Source organism: Brachybacterium sp. AOP43-C2-M15, assembly GCF_052446295.1.
Classification (GTDB): Bacteria; Actinomycetota; Actinomycetes; order Actinomycetales; family Dermabacteraceae; genus Brachybacterium.
The window spans coordinates 13421-32546 of record NZ_JBQSWB010000026.1 but is presented as its reverse complement, the minus strand read 5'-3'; the positions used below and the strand labels follow the sequence as shown (position 1 = coordinate 32546).

Genomic DNA, 19126 nt, shown 5'->3' with positions numbered 1-19126 from the left:
AGCCGCCGGACATCTTTGTGGGAGTGGAGGAGTGCTGAACCCTTTCGGGGTGTTCGCCTTCTCCACTCCCTTTTTTTCGTGCCCGGGCGGGGAGGGTCGGCCGGCTGCTGCGCGGAGATGCCGTCCGGGGGACTCGCGTCGGGTGGTCTCGCGCTCGCGCCCGGAGGTGTCGTGCCCGGAGGTCTCGTGGCGGAGGTTGGTGCCACTGCCGGCGCCCCGCTTCCCGTGCTGATGTCGGGTGTGGTGCGTCGATGCGTGCGTGGAGGCGGGCACCCGCCCGGTGCGTCGGCCGCGTCTCGACCGCAGTCCGCGGGGCCGGCTGATGCGTGCCGGCGGCGCTGGTGCGCCGACCGTGCTCTCTGCTGCGCCGGCGGTGCTCGGCGGCTGGTCTGACCGTCGTCGACGCGGAGCCGGTAGCAGAGAGTCCGTGGGTGTGACCGTCGTCCACTGTGCACGGAGCCGTCGCACGCACCCCCGTGAAAGCAGTCACGGCCGGTGGCGTTACCTGATGGTCAACTGCGCGTGGTCGCATAGGCTCTCGGCGATAAACGCATAGGGCGAGACGTACACAGCGAGAACCAGAGACGGACGGTCACAGTGGCTGAGCACAGCAACAGCGAGCGCGACCGCGGATTCCACGGCAGCGGCCAGGAGTCCCAGCGGCGCGATGAGAGCACAGCGCGCAGGCGCAACGGCTCCTCAGCCGATGACCGCGGTCGCGGTCGTGAGGGAGAGCGCAGCGGGGACCCGAGGGGACGGGACCGGGGCGCATTCTCTGATCGCCGGCGCTCGGCCGCTGACGTTCCCGGCACGTCCCGGAAGCGTTCGTACTCCCCGACGGACGAAGGGTCTCGCCCCGGGACCGGAGACGGCCGCGAAGGTCGCTCCTACGACAACCGGTCCTACGACAACCGGTCCTACGACGGCGGTTCGTCCGGCAAGCGTCGTGATGACGGGCGGCGTGACGACGATGCCCGGCGCCCCGGGACGGGGCGCTCGGGGGGCCCCTCGCGCCCGCGCTCGGATCGCTACGACGACACTCGCGGCCGTTCCGGTGCGTCTCGCCCGCGCTATGAGGGGCAGGGTGGACGTCCGCGGCAGGACCGCACGGACCGTCCCGCGGCCGGACCTCGTGGGGAGGGCCGTGATCGGCGCGACGACCGGTCGTGGGACCGGAGCGGGGGCCCAGACCGCCGCTCGCGCGAGGATCGCTCCGGCGGAGCCGGCCGGCCGTCCCGTGACGATCGACCTCGCCGTGACGATCGCAGCGGGCGCGATGAGCGATCCGGTCGTGATGGCCGTTCGTATCGTGATGACCGCCCCCGCCGTGATGAGCGCCCGCGTCGTGACGACCGGCCCGGGCAGGGCGGCCGTCCGCAGCGTGATGATCGTGATCGTCGCGACCGCGCGCCCCGCCGTGATGACCGACCTCGTCGTGATGACCGACCTCGTCGTGATGACCGGCCGCGTCGTGACGACCGGCCTCCTCGTGATGGCCGTGACCGGCGGGAGAACCGTCCCGGTCAGGAGGCCCGCGCTGATCGGCCCTTCGAGCCGCGCGTCCCCGAGGGCATCACGGGCCGTGAGCTCGAGCGCGAGGTCCGGGATGAGCTGCGCGGTCTGAGCAAGGAGACCGCCGAGCGGGTGGGCCGTCACCTGGTCGCCGCCGAGCTCCTCGAGGACAGCGACAACGAGACCGCGCAGGCGCACGCGCGGTTCGCCGCCCGTCTCGGCGGCCGCGTCGGCGCGGTGCGCGAGTTCTATGGCGTGATCGCCTACCGGGCCGGTGACTTCCGCACCGCGTCCCGTGAGCTGCGCACCTCGCTGCGGATCACCGGACGCACCGACGTGCTGCCGATGATCGCCGACTCCGAGCGCGGGCTCGGACGCCCCGAGCGCGCTCTGGACATCGCCGCCTCCGACGATGCCGCTGACCTCGGCGTGGACGCGGCGATCGAGCTGATCATCGTGGTGGCCGGCGCCTACGCCGACACGGGGGACGTCGACACCGCCCTGCGGACTCTCGAGATCCCCGCGCTGCGGCACAAGGTCGACGGTCGCTGGCAGGTGCGCCTGTGGGTGGCCTATGCCGATCTGCTCGAGCGCGCGGGGCGCCAGGAGGAGGCCAAGCGCTGGATGACCCTGGCGGCCGATGCGGACACCGAGGGCCTCACCGACGCCGCGGAGCGGCTGGGCCGACCGGCCCCGGCTCCGGCGGAGGAGCCGACCTGGGCCGATGACGAGCAGGTCGCCGTTCTCGACGCGTACGACCCTGACGCAGAGACCGATGAGCCCGACCTCGAGGGCTGCACCGACGACGTGCTCGAGGACGACCGCGACGACGTGCTCGAGGACGATCGCGACGACGACCGCGAGGACGATCGCGACGACGCGGGCGAGCACAGGGACGGACATCCGGGCGGTGACGCACCGCAGGGGGACACGGCGGACGGCGACGCGCCGCAGGCCGCCGCGCCGGAGAGGGACCTGTCCGACGACGAGGAGTCCGGTGACGAACCGGTGGGGGAGGAGGCGGAGAGGAACGATCCTGAGCCGCCCGCACCCGCGCCCGCACCCGCGCCGGACGGCGTCTCTGCCCCGGAGCCCGTCGCTGCGCAGCACTCGGCGTCCGAGCGAGGACCGGAGGAGTCCGCGTGACCCGTCGGCCCGATCCCTCCCTGCTCGATCTGTACGACGCGCTGCTGCTCGACCTCGACGGCACGCTCATGCACGGTGCGCGCGCGATCCCGCACGCCGCCGAGGCGGTGCAGACCGCCCGATCCGTCGGACGCACCGTCGTGTTCGCGACCAACAACGCCTCCCGCACCCCGCAGCAGGCCGCCGAGCATCTCGCCGTGGTCGGCATCGACGCGGAGCCCGAGGAGTTCGTCACCTCCCCGCAGGTCGCCTCCGCGCTGCTCGCGCAGCGCCTCGATCCCGGAGCGTCCGTCCTGGTGGTCGGCGGTCCGAGCCTCGCAGAGCAGGTGAGGGACGCCGGCCTGACGCCCGTGGAGACCGACTCCGAGGACGTCGTCGCCGTGGTCCAGGGCTGGTCGCCGGACCTCGGGTGGGCACGGCTGGCCGAGGGGGCCTACGCCATCCGCCGCGGAGCCCTCTGGATGGCCACGAACATCGACGCGACGCTGCCCACCGAGCGCGGCCTCGCCCCCGGCAACGGATCGCTGGTCGCCGCCCTCCGCCACGCGACCGGCGCCGAGCCCGCCGTGGCCGGGAAGCCCGAGCCGGGGATGTTCGAGGTCGCCGCCCGGGACAAGGGCGCGCGACGGCCTCTGATCGTCGGCGACCGCCTGGACACCGACATCGAAGGCGCCGTGCGTGCAGGGATGGACTCGCTGCTCGTGCTCACCGGTGTGGACGGCGTCGAGGAGGCGCTGCGCGCCGATCCGATCCGTCGGCCCACCTTCGTGCTCCCGGACCTGGCCGAGATCGCCGCCCCCTTCCCCCTCCCGGTCGTCGACGGCGACAGCGCCCGCTGCGGAGACGTCTCGGCCGTCTGGGCCGACGGCGACATCGTGCTGCGAGGCACGGCGGACGATCCCCGTGTGCTGCGCGCCGTGCTCGCCCTGCTCGGCGAGCGCTCCGGCGACGCCGCCTGGGGCGGGCGGCTGCTCGACCAGGGCGGCACCGAAGTGCGGCCCGCCTCCCGGTGAGCGGCGACCGTCTCGACGTCGCGCTGCACGCCGCCGGCCTCGCCCGTTCGCGCAGCCACGCGCGACGGATCATCGAGGAGGGCCGTGCCCGGCTCGACGGCCGCACCGTTACCAAGCCCGCCGCTGCGGTCCCTCCGGACGCGGCGCTGGAGGTCGTCGACGTCCCCGACGGCGTCGAGTTCGCGTCCCGGGCGGCCCACAAGCTCGCCGGGGCCCTCGACGAGCTCCGCCTGGACCCCGCCGGACGGCAGTGCCTGGACGCCGGGGCCTCCACCGGCGGGTTCACCGACGTGCTGCTGCGACGCGGCGCGGCCGCGGTGATCGCCGTCGACATCGGCCACGACCAGCTCGCCGATCACGTGCGCGCGGATGCCCGGGTCACGGTCCGCGACGGCACCAGTGTGCGGGACCTCACCCCGGCACTGCTCGGCACCGACGTCGACCTGCTCGTCGCCGATCTCTCCTTCATCTCCCTGCGCACCGTCCTGCCCGCGCTCGCCTCCGTGGTCCGTGCCGACGGGGACATGCTGCTCATGGTGAAGCCGCAGTTCGAGGTGGGACGCGCGGCGCTGCCGAAGTCAGGCGTCGTCACCGACCCGGCCGCCAGGGCCTCTGCGGTGCGCGGCGTCGCCGAGTCCGCCGCGGCGGCCGGCCTCGCCCTGTCCTCCGTCGGACCCAGCGCCCTGCCGGGCCAGGACGGCAATCTCGAGTACTTCCTGCATCTGCATCCGGACGGCGCGACCTCCGCGCTGGACGCCCTGGCCTGTGACATGATCGAGTCGGCCGTGCGCGGGGACGGTCCACGGCACCGCCGCGGCCGGCGCACCGGCGACCCGACGACTCGCGAGCCGCACACCACCGAGGAGGACTGACCAGGATGCGACGGTTCCTCCTCTACGTGCACACCGGCCGCCGCGCCGCACTGCGCGCCATGCTCACCGTGCTCGAGGAGCTCCGACTGCGCAACGTCCGCGCGGTCGTCGTGGACGAGCAGGTCGACGAGATCCTCGCCCTCCCCGAGGACATGGCCCCGCCCAAGCTGCGCACCTTCCTCACCAACGGCGCCGTCGACGTGCGCGAGGCGGCCTCCGCCGCCGAGCTCGTCGAGCTCGGCATCGTGCTCGGCGGCGACGGCACCATCCTGCGAGCCCTCGAGGCGGCGCGCGAGGCGGACGTCCCCGTCCACGGGGTGAACCTCGGCCACGTCGGCTTCCTCGCCGAGAGCGAGGTCGAGGACCTCTCGATCACCGTCGCCCGCCTGCTCGACGGCGACTACGACATCGAGAAGCGCTCGACCCTCGACCTCACGGTGCTCGACGCCGCGGACGAACCGATCGCCCGTCACTGGGCGCTCAACGAGGCCTCCCTCGAGAAGGCCGACCGGCAGAAGATGATCAACGTCGCCATCGAGATCGACGGCAGGCCCGTCTCCTCCTTCGGCGCCGACGGGGTTCTGCTCTCCACGTCCACCGGCTCCACCGCCTACGCCTTCAGCGCCGGGGGACCGGTGATCTGGCCCGAGGTGGACGCCATGATGCTGATCCCACTGGCCGCCCACGCCCTGTTCGCCCGGCCCCTGGTGCTGGGCCGCTCCTCGGACGCCGCGATCGAGATGACCCTGGACAACCGCGAGGACGGCATCCTCACGCTCGACGGCCGCCGCGGCGCGGAGATCACCGCCGGCATGCGCATCGAGGCCCGCCTCTCCTCGCGCTCCGTGCGCCTGGCCCGCCTGGCCCCGACCCCCTTCGCGGATCGTCTGGTCGAGAAGTTCCAGCTGCCCGTCGTCGGCTGGCGCGGTCGCGGCCCGCGCACCCGCTGAGGGCCCGAGGCACCCCATGCTGTCCACCCTGCGCATCCGCCATATCGGCGTCATCGACGACGCCGTGCTCGACTTCGGTCCCGGGTTCACCGCCCTGACCGGGGAGACCGGCGCGGGCAAGACCATGATCGTCACCGGGCTGACCATGCTGCTGGGCGGCCGCCTGGACCGGGGCCGCACCCGTGAGTCCAGCACGGTGGACGGCACCCTCTCGCTGACCGGTCACACCGAGCTCGCCGACGCCCTCGACGAGCTGGGGGCCGACGAGGACGACGGCGAGGTCCTGGTGGTGCGCCGCGTGACCCGCGACGGCCGCTCCCGCGCCCAGATCGGCGGGGTCCCGGTCCCCATCGGCACCCTCGCCCGCCTCGTCGGCACCGCCGTCACCGTGCACGGACAGTCCGACCAGCAGCGCCTGCGCGACCCCGATGCGCAGCGGGAGGCCCTGGACCGCTTCGCCGTGGCCGAGATCGGGCCGCTGCTCGAGCACCACCGCTCCGTCTGGCGCGAGCGCTCCGCGCTCGGCGAGAGGATCTCGGAGCTCGACACGCTGCTGGCCGAGAGGGACCGTCGCGGCACCGCGCTGCGCGAGGCGCTCGAACGGCTCGAGCGGACCGATCCGCAGGAGGGCGAGGACGACTCGCTGCGCGCCGAGATCGAGCGCCTCGGCAACGCGGAGGAGCTGCGGGACGCCGCCGGGGCGGCGGCCCTGGCCATGGTCGGGGACGACGACGGCCCCGCCGCCGCGCCCCTGCTCGCGATCGCGGCCGAGGCCCTGGGCCGCGCCGCACGCACCGATGCCACCCTCGCCCCGCTCGTCGACCGGCTGGACTCGGTGCGCCTCGAGCTCTCCGACCTCGCCGCCGAGATCTCCCGCTACGCCGAGGAGATCGACGCCTCCCCGGGACGGACCCAGGAGGCCAACGAGCGCCTCCACGAGCTGACCGTCCTGGTCCGGGACCTCGGGGCGCTGCTGCCGGGCCCAGAAGGGCCCGCCGAGGACGTGACCACGCTGCTGGCCACGTCCCGCACGGCCGCCGTCGACCTCGACCGCTTCGAGGGCGCCGAGCAGGAGCGCACCGAGGCCGCGAGCCGCCTCTCGGAGCTCGAGACCGAGCTCGCGGAGGCCGCCGCCGCGCTGACCGCGGCGCGGAGCACCGCCGCCGCGGAGCTCTCCGCCGCCGTCCAGGAGGAGCTGCGCCACCTCGAGATGCCCGATGCGGACATCCGCGTGGAGGTGACCGGCCAGAGCCATCGCTCGCACGGACAGGACGCCGTGGCGATCCTGCTGGCCCCGCATCCGGGCGCGGAGCCGCTGCCGGTGGCCCGGGCGGCCTCCGGCGGCGAGCTCTCCCGGGTGATGCTCGCCCTCGAGGTGGCCCTGGCCTCCTCGCGCAGCGACCGCTCCGCCGCGCCGGTCTTCGTCTTCGACGAGATCGACGCCGGCATCGGCGGTCGCGCCGCCCTCGCCGTCGGTCAGCGCCTGGCACGGCTCGCCCGTCATGCGCAGGTCATCGTCGTCACCCACCTCCCGCAGGTGGCGGCTCCTGCGGGAACACATCTGCAGATCGTGAAGTCCTCGACCGAGGGCACGACCAGCTCGACCGTCGAGCACCTGGACCGGCCCGCCCGGATCCGGGAGCTGGCGCGGATGCTCGCGGGCGACGACGCCTCCGACGTCGCGCTCGCCCACGCCGAGGAGCTGCTCGACGAGGCCGGCCGATGAAGCGCGTCGCCACCGTCACCGGGACCGCCCGGCTCGGCAAGCGCACCAAGGACCTCACCAAGCGCCTCCACGCCGGCGACATCGCGATCATCGACCACGAGGACATCGACCGGGTCGCCGCCGAGGCCCTGGTCGAACGGCATCCGGTCGCGGTGCTGAACGTCGCCGCCTCCACCTCCGGGCGCTACCCCAATGCGGGGCCGCGGATCCTCGTGGACGCCGGCATCGTCCTGGTCGACTCGCTCGGACCGGCCGTGTTCGAGGGGGTGCGGGACGGCGAGGGGATCACGGTCTCCGGCGGCGAGGTGCTCCTGGACGAGGCGCTGATCGCCGAGGGGACCCGTCAGGACGAGCTCACGGTCGCCGCCTCCCTCGAACGGGCGCGCGAGGGTCTGTCCGAGCAGCTCGAGCTGTTCGCCGAGAACACCATGGAGTACATGCTCCGCGAGCGCGATCTGCTGCTGGACGGGATCGGCGCCCCGGACGTGCGCACCCCCATGGACGGGCGGCCGGTGCTGATCGTGGTGCGGGGCTACCACTTCAAGGAGGACCTGGCGACCCTCAAGCCCTTCCTGCGCGAGAACCGACCGATCATCATCGGCGTCGACGGCGGTGCCGATGCGGTGATCGAGGCCGGGTTCCACCCGGACATGATCATCGGTGACATGGACTCGGTCTCCGACCGCGCCCTGCGCAGCGGTTCCGAGCTGGTCGTGCATGCCTACCGCGACGGGCGCGCCCCGGGGATGGAGCGGCTCGCCGAGCTGGGCCTGGCCGACGAGGCGATCGCGTTCCCGGCCTCCGGCACCAGCGAGGACATCGCGATGCTGCTGGCCGACGAGAAGGGCGCCTCCGTGATCGTCGCCGTCGGCACCCATGGCACCCTCGAGGAGTTCCTCGACAAGGGTCGCGCCGGCATGAGCTCGACCTTCCTCACCCGCCTGCGCATCGGGTCCAAGCTCGTCGACGCCAAGGGCGTCTCCCGCCTGTACCGTCAGAGGATCTCCACCTTCCAGCTGGTGCTGCTCGCACTGGCCGGACTCGCCGCACTCGCCGTCGCTCTCTGGGCGACACCTGGCGGGCAGGCGCTGGTCCAGATCTTCGGCGCCCGCCTGGATGGGATCCTGTCCTGGTTCACCTTGCTGTTCTCACCCCGGGCTTCCGGGGCGTAGGAGGGTCACGACCCGTGATCGATTTCCGCTACCACCTCGTCTCGCTGATCTCCGTCTTCCTGGCCCTCGCCGTCGGCATCGTGCTCGGTGCCGGTCCGCTGCGCGAGAACCTCGGCGACCAGCTCGCCGGACAGGTCGAGCAGCTGCGCACCGAGCAGGAGGGCCTGCGCACCGAGACCGAGGAGCTCTCCGCCCAGAACGACCAGCTGGCGAGCTTCATCTCCGAGCTCGGCCCCGAGCTCGTCGCCGGCACCCTCGAGGGGGAGCAGACGGCCGTCCTCACCGACGACAGCTCGACCCGCCCGGGCATCGAGAAGATCATGACCCTGCTGGACGAGGCCGGGGAGGCGGATCCGGTGCGGATCGACCTCCAGCCCGCCCTGTGGTCCCCCGAGGGCGAGCAGAGTCGCGAGGAGGCCCTCGAGGAGATCGGCGAGATCGCCCCGGCCTCGTTGATCGCGGACCCCGCTGACGAGCTCACCGAGGGCGCTCGCCTGGCCGGGCTGATCCCCACCCTGCTGCTCGGCGGCGACGGCGAGATCACGCCCGAGATGCGTGAGCAGCTGTGGCAGGTGCTCATCGACCATCAGCTGGTCGCCGTCGACGGCGCCGTGCCCACCTCGGTCGACGGCGTGATCTACGCGAGCGCCGCACCCGAGGAGCTCGTCGAGGAGTCCGAGGACGAGCTCGTCGCGACCGAGCGTGCTCAGGGGCTGCTCGCCGTGCAGACCACTCTCCTCGGCGTGCTCGCCGACACCGGGCTGCCCGCGGTGGTCTCCGCCGCGACACCGGGCAACGACGCCGCCACCGGCATCCTGCGCACCGTGCGCGGCGAGTCCGCCTTCGACGCGCTGTCCACCACCGATCGGCTGCAGGAGCCCGACGGGGGACTGCTCTCCGTGCTCGCCCTGATCGAGCAGACCCGCGGCGGCTCCGGCGCCTACGGCACCACCGCCGATGCCGAGGACCGGCTCCCGGCCCTGCCCGAGACCCGGGGGATCGAGGGCGACGGCGCGCCGGAGCAGGAGCCGGGCGGCGAGGGCTCCGGCGGCGAGGGCTCCGGCGGGGGCGAGGAGTGATCCCCGGACTGCGCGCCGAGCTGCGCCGCACGAACTTCTCCGGCCGTGAGGTGAGCCTCGCCGAAGGGGCCCTCGTCGTCGGCGCCGTGGTCGCGCTCTCCGCGCGCACGCGCCGCCCGAGCGACGCCGCCGTCCTGGCCGGCATCGGTGCGCTGGGACTGGCCGATGATCTGCTCGAGCCCCGCCAGCGCCGGGCCGGGCGGCCGGTCTCCAAGGGCCTGCGCGGGCATCTGGGAGCGCTGCGCGAGCACCACCTGACCACCGGGGCGGCCAAGGCGCTCGGCATCCCGCTGCTCGCGGTGCTCGGCACCGCAGGGGCCCCTCCGCCGCGCGGCGGGGCGATGGTGGTGGCCGACGCAGCCCTCGTCGCGGGCTGTGCGAACCTCGCCAATCTGCTGGACCTGCGCCCCGGACGCGCGCTCAAGGCGCTCCTGCCGCCCGCTGCCGCCCTCGCCCTCGCCCCCGCAGGCGGGGAGCGGGGGGCCGACGGCCGCCTCCTCGCCGTCGCCGCCCTGCTGCCCGCGCTGCTCGCGCTTCCCGCGGACCTGCGCGAGCGCGGCATGCTGGGCGACGCCGGCGCGAACGTCCTGGGCGCGGCCCTGGGCGGGGCCGCTGTGCGCCGTCTCCCCGTCCCTGCCCGGCTCCCGCTGCTCGCCGCGGTCGTCGTCCTCACCCTCGTGAGCGAGAAGGTCAGCTTCAGCGCGGTCATCGACCGCACCGCCGCGCTGCGGGCCCTGGACCGCCTGGGCCGCCTGCCGCTCGACGCGGAGGGGGGACGATGACCCCGGCCGCTTCACGGCCGTCCCGCGCCCCGGCCTCCCGGGGCGGCGGGATCGCCCGCTCCGTGCTGCGCGGGGCCGGCGTGATCCTGGTGGTGACGGTCTTCGCCCGCATCGCCGGGTTCGTGCGCTACCTCGTGTTCGGCGCGAGCGTCGGCGCGGGGGACGTCGGCACCGCGTACACGACGGCGAACATGCTCCCCAACGTCCTGTTCGAGGTCGTCGCGGGCGGCATGCTGGCCGCCGTCGTGGTCCCGCTGATCGCGGGTCTGGTGCCCGAGGGCGATCCCGAGGACCGCGGGGGCGCCGGCGCCGCCCTGGACCCCCGCACCGTCGAGGACCTGCGCGCCGAGGAACGTCAGCGCCAGCCGGCCTCGGGCGCCGCGCTCGCCGATCGCATCGTGTCCACCCTGCTGAGCTGGACGCTGCTGGCGACGTGCCTGCTCGCGCTGCTGGTGATCCTCCTCTCCGGACCGCTGGCCCAGCTGCTGCTGGCGGCCGAGACCCAGGAGGCCGCGGGGGTGCCGCTGGGGGCCACCCTGCTGCGCATCTTCGCGCTCCAGCTGCCGTTCTACGGCGCCTCGGTGGTGCTGGCCGCCTACCTGCAGGCGCGCAAGCGCTTCCTGTGGCCGGCGATGATGCCGCTGCTGTCCTCGGTGGTCGTGATGGTCTCCTATCGTGTCTACGCCCACCTGGTGCCCTCGGTCGCGACGGCCACCACCATCGACCAGTCGGCCGTGTGGTGGCTCGGCTGGGGCACCACCGCCGGGGTCGTCGCGATGACGATTCCCGTGGCGGTCACCGCCCTGCGCGCGGGGCTGCGACTGCGCCCCGCCTGGTCGATGCCCGCCGGCTACGGCCGACGCGCCCTCGCCCTCGGGGGCGCCGGGCTCGGCGCCGTCGGCGCCCAGCAGGCGGTGCTCGCCCTGGTGCTGCTGCTGGCGATGCGGGCGGGCGGCGTCGGCACCCTGCCGGTGTTCCAGTACGCCCAGGCCCTGTACCTGCTGCCCTACGCGGTGCTCGTCGTGCCGCTGGTGACGTCCGTCTTCCCGCACCTGTCGGAGCTGCGTCTGGTCGGAGATCGCACGGGCTTCGCGAAGATCGCCGCCGCGTCCGTCCGCACCGTGATGGTGGTCTCGGTCGTCGGCGCCGCGATGCTGCTGGCGGCCGGGCCCGCGCTCGAGCAGTTCTTCCGCCAGATCGATCGCTCCGGCGCGACCGGAGTCGGCTCCACCACCGCCGGGCTCGCCCTCGGGCTGGTGGGTTTCGCCGTCGCCACCCAGTGCACCCGCATCCTCTCCGCCGCCCTGCGCGCCCGGGACGCGCTGCTGGTCGGTTCGGTGGGATGGCTCATCGCCGGGGTCGTCATCCTCGTGCTCGTCCTGCCCAGTCCTGAACGGTCCGCCGCCGAGGCCTCGACCGCCTTCGGCCTCGCGATGGCGCTCGGCATGGCGATCGCCGGACTGGTGGGGCTCTCGCGCATCGCGGACGTCCTCGACCACGGCGGACACCGCAGCGCGGTGCGGCGCACCGCGATCCTGGTCCCCCTCGCCCTGCTGGGCGGAGGGGTCCCGGGACTGCTGCTGGGCCGGTACCTGGTGACCACGGCGACCGGCGAGGTGGGGTCCGTGCTGATCGGCATCGTCTGCGGTCTCGCGGCAGCGGTGCTGTCGACGGCCGTGATGGCCGCGGCCGATCCGGAGATCACACGGCGGATCCTGCGCCGACTGCGCGCCGGGCGCCACGGGGTGGTGAGCTCCGGGTCGTGAGAGCGCGGGCGCAGGGGCGGCGGTCGCGGAGGAGTCGTCGTGCACGAACGGCCGTGGAGGAGACGTCATGAGGGAGCGGTCACGAGGGTGCGGACTTGAAGGAGCGGTCATGAGGGTGCTGCTGGTGCGACCGGCCGCGAGCGGCGGTCTCGCCGCCCACGTCGACCACGAGCTGTCGCTGCTGCGCGGCGACGGGTACGACGTCGAGGAGGCGCCCGTGCGGATCGGCGAGCGGCCCCGCCCGGCAGCGGACCTGCGCACCGTGCGCGTCCTGCGGGAGGTGCTGCGCGGTGCGGACACTCCGGTGGCGGTGCACGCCCACGGGCTGCGGGCCGGAGCGCTCGCGGCCCTCTCGACGCCGCACCGGGGAGGGCACCGTCTGGTCGTCACCCTGCACAACCGCACCGTCGGGTCCCGCGCGACGCGCACCGTCGGCGCCGGTCTGCTGCGTGTGCTGTGCCGCCGGGCGGACACGGTGCTGGCCGTCTCCCCGGACCTCGCCGAGGACGCCCGCCGCGCCGGGGCCCGCGACGTGCGCCATGCCATCGTCCCGGTGCCGTCCCGGACCTCCCGGAGCACGGACGCCGCCGCCCCGGACGACGCGAGATCACACGACGGGGGAGCACACGGCGGGAGATCACACGACGGGGGAGCACACGACGGGGGATCGCACGACGCCGGCATCGAGGCCCTCGTCGTCGCCCGACTCGCCCCGCAGAAGGGGCTGCACGACCTGCTGGACGCCGCGGCCCTGCTGCGCGAGGGGGAGCGCTCGCGCGGCGCGGGCGTGAGGGTCCTCGTCGCGGGCGACGGCCCGCTGCACGGCGAGCTCGCCGCCCGGATCCGCGCCGAGCGACTCCCCGTCGAGCTCCTCGGCCGGCGCGAGGACGTCCCGGCCCTCCTCGCGGCCTGCGACCTGGTCGTCTCCGCCGCCCGCTGGGAGGGACAGCCGGTCTGGCTCCAGGAGGCGCTCCTGGCCGGGCGGGCGATCGTCGCCACCGATGCCGGCGGGACCCGCTGGGTCACGGGGGACGCCGCGCGCCTGGTGCCCGTCGGCGACGCCGCCGCCCTCGCCGCCGCCGTCACCGCGCTGATCGACACGGCTCCGCGGCGCACCGCGGAGGCCGCCTCCCGACAACGGGCCCGAGATCTGCCCACGGACGTGGATCTGCTCTCCCAGCTCCACGAGGTGTTCGACTCGGGGGCTCGGGACTGGTAGCTTGGCAGTCCGTGGCAGACACCAGCGCGAGCACCCCCCAGTCCAGCACCGGCCCCCTCTCCCGGATCGGGGCCGTCCCCACGGCCAAACCCTTCCGGAATCCCGGCACCACCAAGCACATCTTCGTCACCGGCGGAGTCGTCTCGAGCCTGGGGAAGGGCCTCACCGCCTCGTCCCTCGGCATGCTCCTGAGCAATCGGGGCCTGCGGGTGACGATGCAGAAGCTCGATCCCTACCTCAACGTGGATCCGGGCACCATGAACCCCTTCCAGCACGGCGAGGTCTTCGTCACCGAGGACGGCGCCGAGACGGACCTGGACATCGGCCACTACGAGCGCTTCCTGGACGAGAACCTCACCGCGAACGCCAACGTGACCACCGGCCAGGTCTACTCCCGCGTGATCGCCAAGGAGCGCCGCGGCGAGTACCTCGGCGACACGGTGCAGGTCATCCCGCACATCACCGACGCCATCAAGGAATCGATGCGCTCCCAGGCCGGGGACGACGTCGACGTGGTCATCACCGAGATCGGCGGCACCGTCGGCGACATCGAGTCGCAGCCGTTCCTCGAGGCGGCCCGGCAGGTGCGCCAGGACGTCGGCCGCGACAACGTGTTCTTCGTCCACGTCTCCCTGGTGCCCTTCATCGGACCCTCCCAGGAGCTCAAGACCAAGCCCACCCAGCACTCCGTGGCCGCGCTGCGCTCGATCGGCATCCAGCCCGACGCGATCGTGCTGCGCTCTGACCGCGAGCTGCCCACCTCGGTGAAGTCCAAGATCTCCTCGATGTGCGACGTCGACCTCGACGCCGTCGTCACCTGCGCGGACGCACCGTCCATCTACGAGATCCCCCTCGTGCTGCACGGCGAGGGGCTCGACGCCTACGCGATCCGGCGCCTGGATCTGCTCAGCCACGACGTCGACTGGACGCAGTGGGAGGAGCTCCTGCAGCGCGTCCACCACCCGGCCTACGAGGTCACGGTGGCGCTGGTCGGCAAGTACGTCGACCTGCCGGACGCCTACCTCTCGGTCACCGAGGCGCTGCGCGCCGGCGGGTTCCACCACAGCGCCAAGGTGTCCATCCGCTGGGTCGAGTCCGATCTGTGCGCGAGCGCCGAGGGCGCCGCCGAGCAGCTCAAGGACGTCGACGCGATCGTGGTGCCCGGCGGCTTCGGGATCCGCGGCGTCGACGGCAAGGTGGGCGCCCTGCACCATGCCCGCACCCACGGGATCCCGGCCCTGGGACTGTGCCTGGGCATGCAGTCGATGGTCATCGAGCACGCCCGTCACGAGCTCGGGCTGGTCGGTGCCCACTCCACCGAGTTCGCCCCCTCCACCGAGCATCCCGTGGTCGCCACCATGGCCGAGCAGGAGGACATCGTCTCCGGACAGGGCGACCTGGGCGGCACCATGCGACTGGGGTCCTACTCGCACACCCTGCTCGAGGACTCCCTCGCCACGCGCACCTACGGCACCACCGAGGTCGCCGAGCGCCACCGCCACCGCTTCGAGGTCAACAACGCCTATCGCGAGCAGCTCGAGGAGGCGGGACTGCGCGTCTCCGGCACCTCCGAGCTCGAGGACGGCCGCACCCTGGTGGAGTTCGTCGAGCTCGACCCTGCCGTCCACCCGTACTACATCGGCACCCAGGCCCACCCCGAGCTGAAGTCCCGCCCCACCCGCGCGCATCCGCTCTTCGCCGGGCTGATCGGCGCGGCGGTCGAGGCGCAGAAGGCGACCCGGCTGCTCGAGGTCACCCCGGAGATGGCCGACGCGGACGAGGAGTGAGGGCGTGAGCGACCCGGAGCAGGCACCGCTGCGGGACGAGCCCGGACAGCGACCCGTCGCCGCCCGCCGCACCGTGCACGAGGGGATGATCGCCGATCTGGTGCGCGACACCGTCGACTTCGCCGAGGGCGTGCGCTTCGACCGCGAGTACGTGCGTCACCCCGGCGCCGTGGCGGTGCTCGCCCTCGACGACGCCGAGCGGGTGCTGCTGATCCGTCAGTACCGGCACCCCGTCGGCCACGAGCTGTGGGAGATCCCGGCCGGTCTGCTCGACCTCGACGGGGAGGCGCCGCACCTCGCCGCCGCGCGCGAGCTCGCCGAGGAGACCGGTCACGAGCCCGCGGACCTGCGCACACTGGTGGACCTGCGCCCCAGCCCCGGCGGGATGGACGAGGTCATCCGGGTCTACCTCGCCTCCGGCGTGCGGGAGAGCGAGCTGGAGTTCGAGCGCACCGACGAGGAGGCCGCGCTGCTGATCCGCTGGGTGCCGCTGGCCGAGGCGGTCACCGCCGTGCTCGAGGGCCGCATCACCAACGCCACCACCGTCGCCGCGGTCCTCGCGCTGCACGCACTGCGCGGCGGGGGAGCGGGAATGTCCTCGCTGCGTGCGGCCGACGCGCCGTTCATGGAGCGGCCCGGGCGGGACTGACGGCGCAGCACGGCCTCACGGCTCGAGGAGCCGGTGCAGCGTCGAGCGGCCCAGCTCGGCCATGGGCGGATTCGTGGTGCGGTAGTACCAGACCAGTCCGATGGCCTGCGCGAAGGCCCAGGCGCGTCCGCGCTCCCACTCCAGGTCGCTGCCGCCGAGCTGGTCCCTGACCAGGCGTCGCCGGTCGCGATCGAGCAGATGCCAGACCGCGACCAGGTCGAGCGCCGGATCGGCGGGGGCGAACCCGCCGGTGTCCAGCACGCCCGTCAACCGGATGCCGTCGGTCAGCAGATTGGCGGGGATCAGGTCGCCGTGGCTCATGACGTCGTCCTGCTCGCGGTCGAGGCTCCGCCATCGCTGCCACCGCGCCGAGAGCTCGGCGACCGGCAGGAGCCCCTTGCTCCGCTCGAGGCAGGTGCGGATCCAGTCCTCGTGGGCGATCAGGTCGCCGCCCCGCCCACCGCCCGCGAAGCGCCGCCCGCCGGTGTCGGCGGCGCGCAGGGCCGTGAGGAGGGAGGCCAGATCGCGGGCGAGGCCCGGAGAGGACTCCGCGCCGTCCGGGGTGGCGATCTGCCCCGGCAACCAGGTCTGCACCGACCACGGCATCGGGAACGCAGGCGTGGGGGAGCCGATCGCCACCGGACGCGGAGCGGGCACCGGGCAGAGCCGGGCGAGCTCCTCCATGGCACGGTGCTCGCCCTCGAGCGCTGTCCGGGCCCTGGACGCGTCGGCCGAGCGCAGCGGGAACCGCGCCACCAGGTGCTCGCCGATCCGCACGATGTGATGCGTCGTCGCGGAGGTCTCGAGCAGACGGATCTCCTCGCCCGCGAGCTCCGGCATCCGGTCGGCGACGAGGCGCTCGGCGGTGCCGGCCGTGAGCTCGAGCTGCTCCTCGTGCATGGTCGGTCCTCCGGCGGGGTCGGTCCTCGTCAGCCCTGCTCCGTCAGCCCTGCTCCGTCAGGGCACGATGGATCACCGGCGCCGACTGCTCGACCTGCCAGGGCCGGGCGCCGAGCTCGGCCAGCTGCGCGCCGATCTCGGCCTCCGGCGGTGCCTGCTCGTGCTCCCACACCCACTGACGCAGCAGGGAGGGCTGCAGCAGGTTCTCCGCGGGCATCTCCAGATCCTCGGCCCTCTCCCCGACCGCGGTCCGCACCAGCTGATACCGCTCGGCGACCTCGGGGTACTTCTTGGACCAGAGCTTGTGGGGCGGCGGATAGGAGCGTTCGCTGCGCTCGGGGAGATGCGCGGCGGGCAGCTCGAGCCCGGAGCGCGCCGCCTGCCACCAGACGTCCTTGCGGCGCAGCTTCGCCGGCAGCGCCCTGTCGAAGGCCTCCCGCCCCCGCGGTGCCTCCTTCGCGGCGGCGACGAGATCGCGGTCCTTGATCACCCGGTGCGGCGAGAGGTCCTCGCCGCCGGCGATCTCGTCGCGGCGGGTCCACATCTCACGGGCGGCGGCGAGCTGGCGGGCCGAGCGCAGGGCGCCCAGCCCATGCAGGCCGCGCCAGCTCGAGGACCGGGTGGGGCCGTGCTCCTTCGTGCGCTCGTGCTCGAACTCCTGGCGCGCCCAGTCCTCCTTGCCCGCCTCGTGCAGGCGCTCGAGGAGCACGTCGCGCACCTCGACCAGCACCTCGACGTCGAGCGCCGCGTAGGAGAGCCAGCCCTCGGGCAACGGTCGCCGTGACCAGTCGGCCGCGGAGTGCTCCTTGGCCAGGCGCAGCCTCAGCGTGTCCTCGACGACCGCACCGAGGCCGACCCGCTCCATGCCGAGCAGGCGGGCGGCCAGCTCGGTGTCGAAGAGCGCAGCCGGTCGCAGGCCCAGCTCGGCCAGGCTGGGCAGGTCCTGGCCGGCGGCGTGCAGCACCCATTCCCTCGCGCCGAGCAGGGTCTGCAGGGTGGTCGGCATGGTGAACGCGAGCGGGTCCACCAGTGCGGTGCCGGCGGACTCGGTGCGCAGCTGCACGAGATAGGCCCGCGAGCTGTAGCGATAGCTCGAGGCGCGCTCGGCGTCGACCGAGACCGGCTCCTCGGGGGCCGTGTCCGCGGCCTCGCACCATGCCAGCAGCGGCTGGATCCGGTCGATGACGGGCACCAGACCGTCCCGCGGAGCCCTCAGATCGGTGACATCGGGGGAGTCGGTCACCGGGCCTCGCCCTCCTCCGCGGGCCGCGGGGCCCGGGCGACGTGGGTCGGCGCGATCGGCGCGATCCGGGGCGGCGCCGGGGGCAGGCCGCCCGCGGCGGCGAGCATCGCGGTCCAGGCCGCGAAGTGCGGGGCGAGATCGATCTCGGGCTCGACGTCGCCGTCAGGGCCCTCGGGACCGTCGGCGACCGCGCGGCCGCCGACGTTGGCCGCCGAGGACGGCGGCCGCGTCGCCGCCGCGACCGGGCCCTCCGGCGTCGTGGACGACCCGGGGACCGCGACCTCCTCGGAGGGCTCGCGGGGCGCAGGGAGCTCGCGGGGCTCAGGGGTCCACGACACCCGCATCTCGACGTCCACGGTCGAGGCGCGCGAGGCGAGCGCGCCGTAGGACTGGGAGACCACGCGGGTGGCCGTGCAGCCCAGCTCCCGCGCTTCGGCATCATGCAGCTCGAGGGACTCCGTGACCCACGACCAGGCGACGTCGCCGAGCATCGACTCGATCGCGAACTCCGGCTCGAGCTGCGCCTGGACCAGCGCCACCATGCGGTAGGTGCCGTCCCAGGCCTCCTGGCCCGCGGGATCGTGCAGGATCACCAGGCGACCGGAGGCGAGCTCCTCGTCGTGCACCACGATCTCCCCGGTGCAGGCCCAGGTCGACGGCGCCATCCGTGAGGGCGCGGGGATCGTGCGCCAGGCGAACTCCTGGCGCTGCCGGGTATCGGTCATGGCGTCGATGGCGGCACGGAAGGTGTCGTCGCCGGAGCGGATTCGATGGACGGGCACCCAGGGAGGCTAACGCCGCGGTGACCTCGTATCGGGCAGGCGCGCCGTGCCCCGCGGGCGAGGCCCGCCCGCGGCCCGGCGCGGACGCGTCAGCCCTCGGCGTCGTCGCTGTGCACCAGGCTGATCGAATTGATGCAGTACCGCTGGTCCGTCGGGGTCGGGAAGCCCTCTCCCTCGAAGACGTGCCCCAGGTGGGAGCCGCACCTCGCGCAGCGCACCTCGATGCGGCGCATGCCGAGCGAGGTGTCCTCGAGCAGCTCGACGGCGTCGGAGTCCGAGGGGGCGTAGAAGGCCGGCCAGCCGCAGTGCGCGTCGAACTGCGCCTCGGCGGTGAACAGCTCGGCGCCGCAGCCCTTGCACGCGTAGGTGCCGGCCGGCCGCACCTCCTCGTACTCGCCGGTGCCGGGGCGCTCGGTGCCGCCCTGCCGGAGCACCTGGTACTCCGCGGGGGAGAGCCGCTCGCGCCACTCCAGGTCCTCGACGGAGATCGGGTAGGGGCGGGAGCCGATGGGGTCGGTGGACATCTGG

Annotated in this window: 17 protein-coding genes; 13 read left to right on the top strand and 4 right to left on the bottom strand. The window is 73.9% G+C overall.

Translation table 11 applies throughout. The annotated features are described in order from the left end of the window. The first annotated feature begins 1144 nt into the window (after positions 1 to 1144). From ACT3SP_RS17895 to ACT3SP_RS17835, 13 genes are all read left to right on the top strand, one after another. Entirely contained in the window at positions 1145 to 1624 is a 480-nt protein-coding gene (locus ACT3SP_RS17895; RefSeq protein WP_444588642.1) for a hypothetical protein, read from the top strand. 20 nt (positions 1625 to 1644) lie between these two features. After that, the gene (locus ACT3SP_RS17890; RefSeq protein WP_444588641.1) at positions 1645 to 2658 is read left to right on the top strand and encodes a hypothetical protein; all 1014 of its coding nucleotides are present in this window, start codon (positions 1645 to 1647) and stop codon (positions 2656 to 2658) included. Next, positions 2655 to 3671 (top strand): HAD-IIA family hydrolase, encoded by a 1017-nt coding sequence (locus ACT3SP_RS17885; RefSeq protein ID WP_444588640.1) that lies wholly within the window; start codon positions 2655 to 2657, stop codon positions 3669 to 3671. The genes ACT3SP_RS17890 and ACT3SP_RS17885 overlap by 4 nt, the downstream gene beginning before the upstream one ends. Beyond that, positions 3668 to 4543, top strand: coding sequence for a TlyA family RNA methyltransferase (locus tag ACT3SP_RS17880; RefSeq protein ID WP_444588639.1), 876 nt, complete (start codon positions 3668 to 3670; stop codon positions 4541 to 4543). Before ACT3SP_RS17885 ends, ACT3SP_RS17880 begins: the two co-directional genes overlap by 4 nt. A gap of 5 nt (positions 4544 to 4548) precedes the next feature. Continuing rightward, positions 4549 to 5493 (top strand): NAD kinase, encoded by a 945-nt coding sequence (locus ACT3SP_RS17875; protein ID WP_444588638.1) that lies wholly within the window; start codon positions 4549 to 4551, stop codon positions 5491 to 5493. A gap of 16 nt (positions 5494 to 5509) precedes the next feature. Continuing rightward, positions 5510 to 7219 (top strand): DNA repair protein RecN, encoded by a 1710-nt coding sequence (gene recN, locus ACT3SP_RS17870; protein WP_444588637.1) that lies wholly within the window; start codon positions 5510 to 5512, stop codon positions 7217 to 7219. Continuing rightward, positions 7216 to 8391 carry a putative cytokinetic ring protein SteA gene (gene steA / locus ACT3SP_RS17865; protein ID WP_444588636.1) on the top strand — a complete coding sequence of 392 codons (1176 nt, stop codon included), beginning with the start codon at positions 7216 to 7218 and terminating at the stop codon, positions 8389 to 8391. The genes recN and steA overlap by 4 nt, the downstream gene beginning before the upstream one ends. A 14-nt stretch (positions 8392 to 8405) precedes the next feature. Continuing rightward, positions 8406 to 9470, top strand: a complete 1065-nt coding sequence (locus tag ACT3SP_RS17860; RefSeq protein ID WP_444588635.1) for a copper transporter — start codon at positions 8406 to 8408, stop codon at positions 9468 to 9470. Continuing rightward, positions 9467 to 10252, top strand: a complete 786-nt coding sequence (locus tag ACT3SP_RS17855) for a hypothetical protein (RefSeq protein WP_444588634.1) — start codon at positions 9467 to 9469, stop codon at positions 10250 to 10252. The genes ACT3SP_RS17860 and ACT3SP_RS17855 overlap by 4 nt, the downstream gene beginning before the upstream one ends. Further along, on the top strand, positions 10249 to 12018 hold the full coding sequence (murJ, locus tag ACT3SP_RS17850) for a murein biosynthesis integral membrane protein MurJ (RefSeq protein ID WP_444588633.1): 1770 nt from the start codon (positions 10249 to 10251) through the stop codon (positions 12016 to 12018). The genes ACT3SP_RS17855 and murJ overlap by 4 nt, the downstream gene beginning before the upstream one ends. A 109-nt stretch (positions 12019 to 12127) precedes the next feature. Continuing rightward, positions 12128 to 13237 carry a glycosyltransferase gene (locus ACT3SP_RS17845; RefSeq protein WP_444588632.1) on the top strand — a complete coding sequence of 370 codons (1110 nt, stop codon included), beginning with the start codon at positions 12128 to 12130 and terminating at the stop codon, positions 13235 to 13237. An 11-nt stretch (positions 13238 to 13248) separates the two neighbouring features. Next, the gene (locus ACT3SP_RS17840; RefSeq protein ID WP_444588631.1) at positions 13249 to 15024 is read left to right on the top strand and encodes a CTP synthase; all 1776 of its coding nucleotides are present in this window, start codon (positions 13249 to 13251) and stop codon (positions 15022 to 15024) included. A 4-nt stretch (positions 15025 to 15028) separates the two neighbouring features. Further along, positions 15029 to 15673, top strand: coding sequence for an NUDIX domain-containing protein (locus ACT3SP_RS17835; protein WP_444588630.1), 645 nt, complete (start codon positions 15029 to 15031; stop codon positions 15671 to 15673). Positions 15674 to 15688: 15 nt separating this feature from the next. Here ACT3SP_RS17835 and ACT3SP_RS17830 read toward each other — a convergent pair whose 3' ends face one another. The 4 genes from ACT3SP_RS17830 to msrB all read right to left on the bottom strand — a co-directional run bounded on the left by ACT3SP_RS17830 (position 15689) and on the right by msrB (position 19122). Beyond that, positions 15689 to 16573: a phosphotransferase gene (locus tag ACT3SP_RS17830; protein WP_444588629.1), complete on the bottom strand. Its 885-nt coding sequence runs from the start codon at positions 16571 to 16573 to the stop codon at positions 15689 to 15691. Positions 16574 to 16616: 43 nt separating this feature from the next. Further along, positions 16617 to 17816, bottom strand: a complete 1200-nt coding sequence (locus ACT3SP_RS17825) for an HRDC domain-containing protein (protein WP_444588628.1) — start codon at positions 17814 to 17816, stop codon at positions 16617 to 16619. Beyond that, positions 17813 to 18598, bottom strand: coding sequence for a DUF3000 family protein (locus ACT3SP_RS17820; RefSeq protein ID WP_444588627.1), 786 nt, complete (start codon positions 18596 to 18598; stop codon positions 17813 to 17815). Before ACT3SP_RS17820 ends, ACT3SP_RS17825 begins: the two co-directional genes overlap by 4 nt. 89 nt (positions 18599 to 18687) lie before the next feature. Then, a complete protein-coding gene (gene msrB, locus ACT3SP_RS17815; RefSeq protein WP_444588626.1) occupies positions 18688 to 19122 on the bottom strand; it encodes a peptide-methionine (R)-S-oxide reductase MsrB in 435 nt (144 codons plus the stop codon). Between the last annotated feature and the right edge of the window lie 4 nt (positions 19123 to 19126).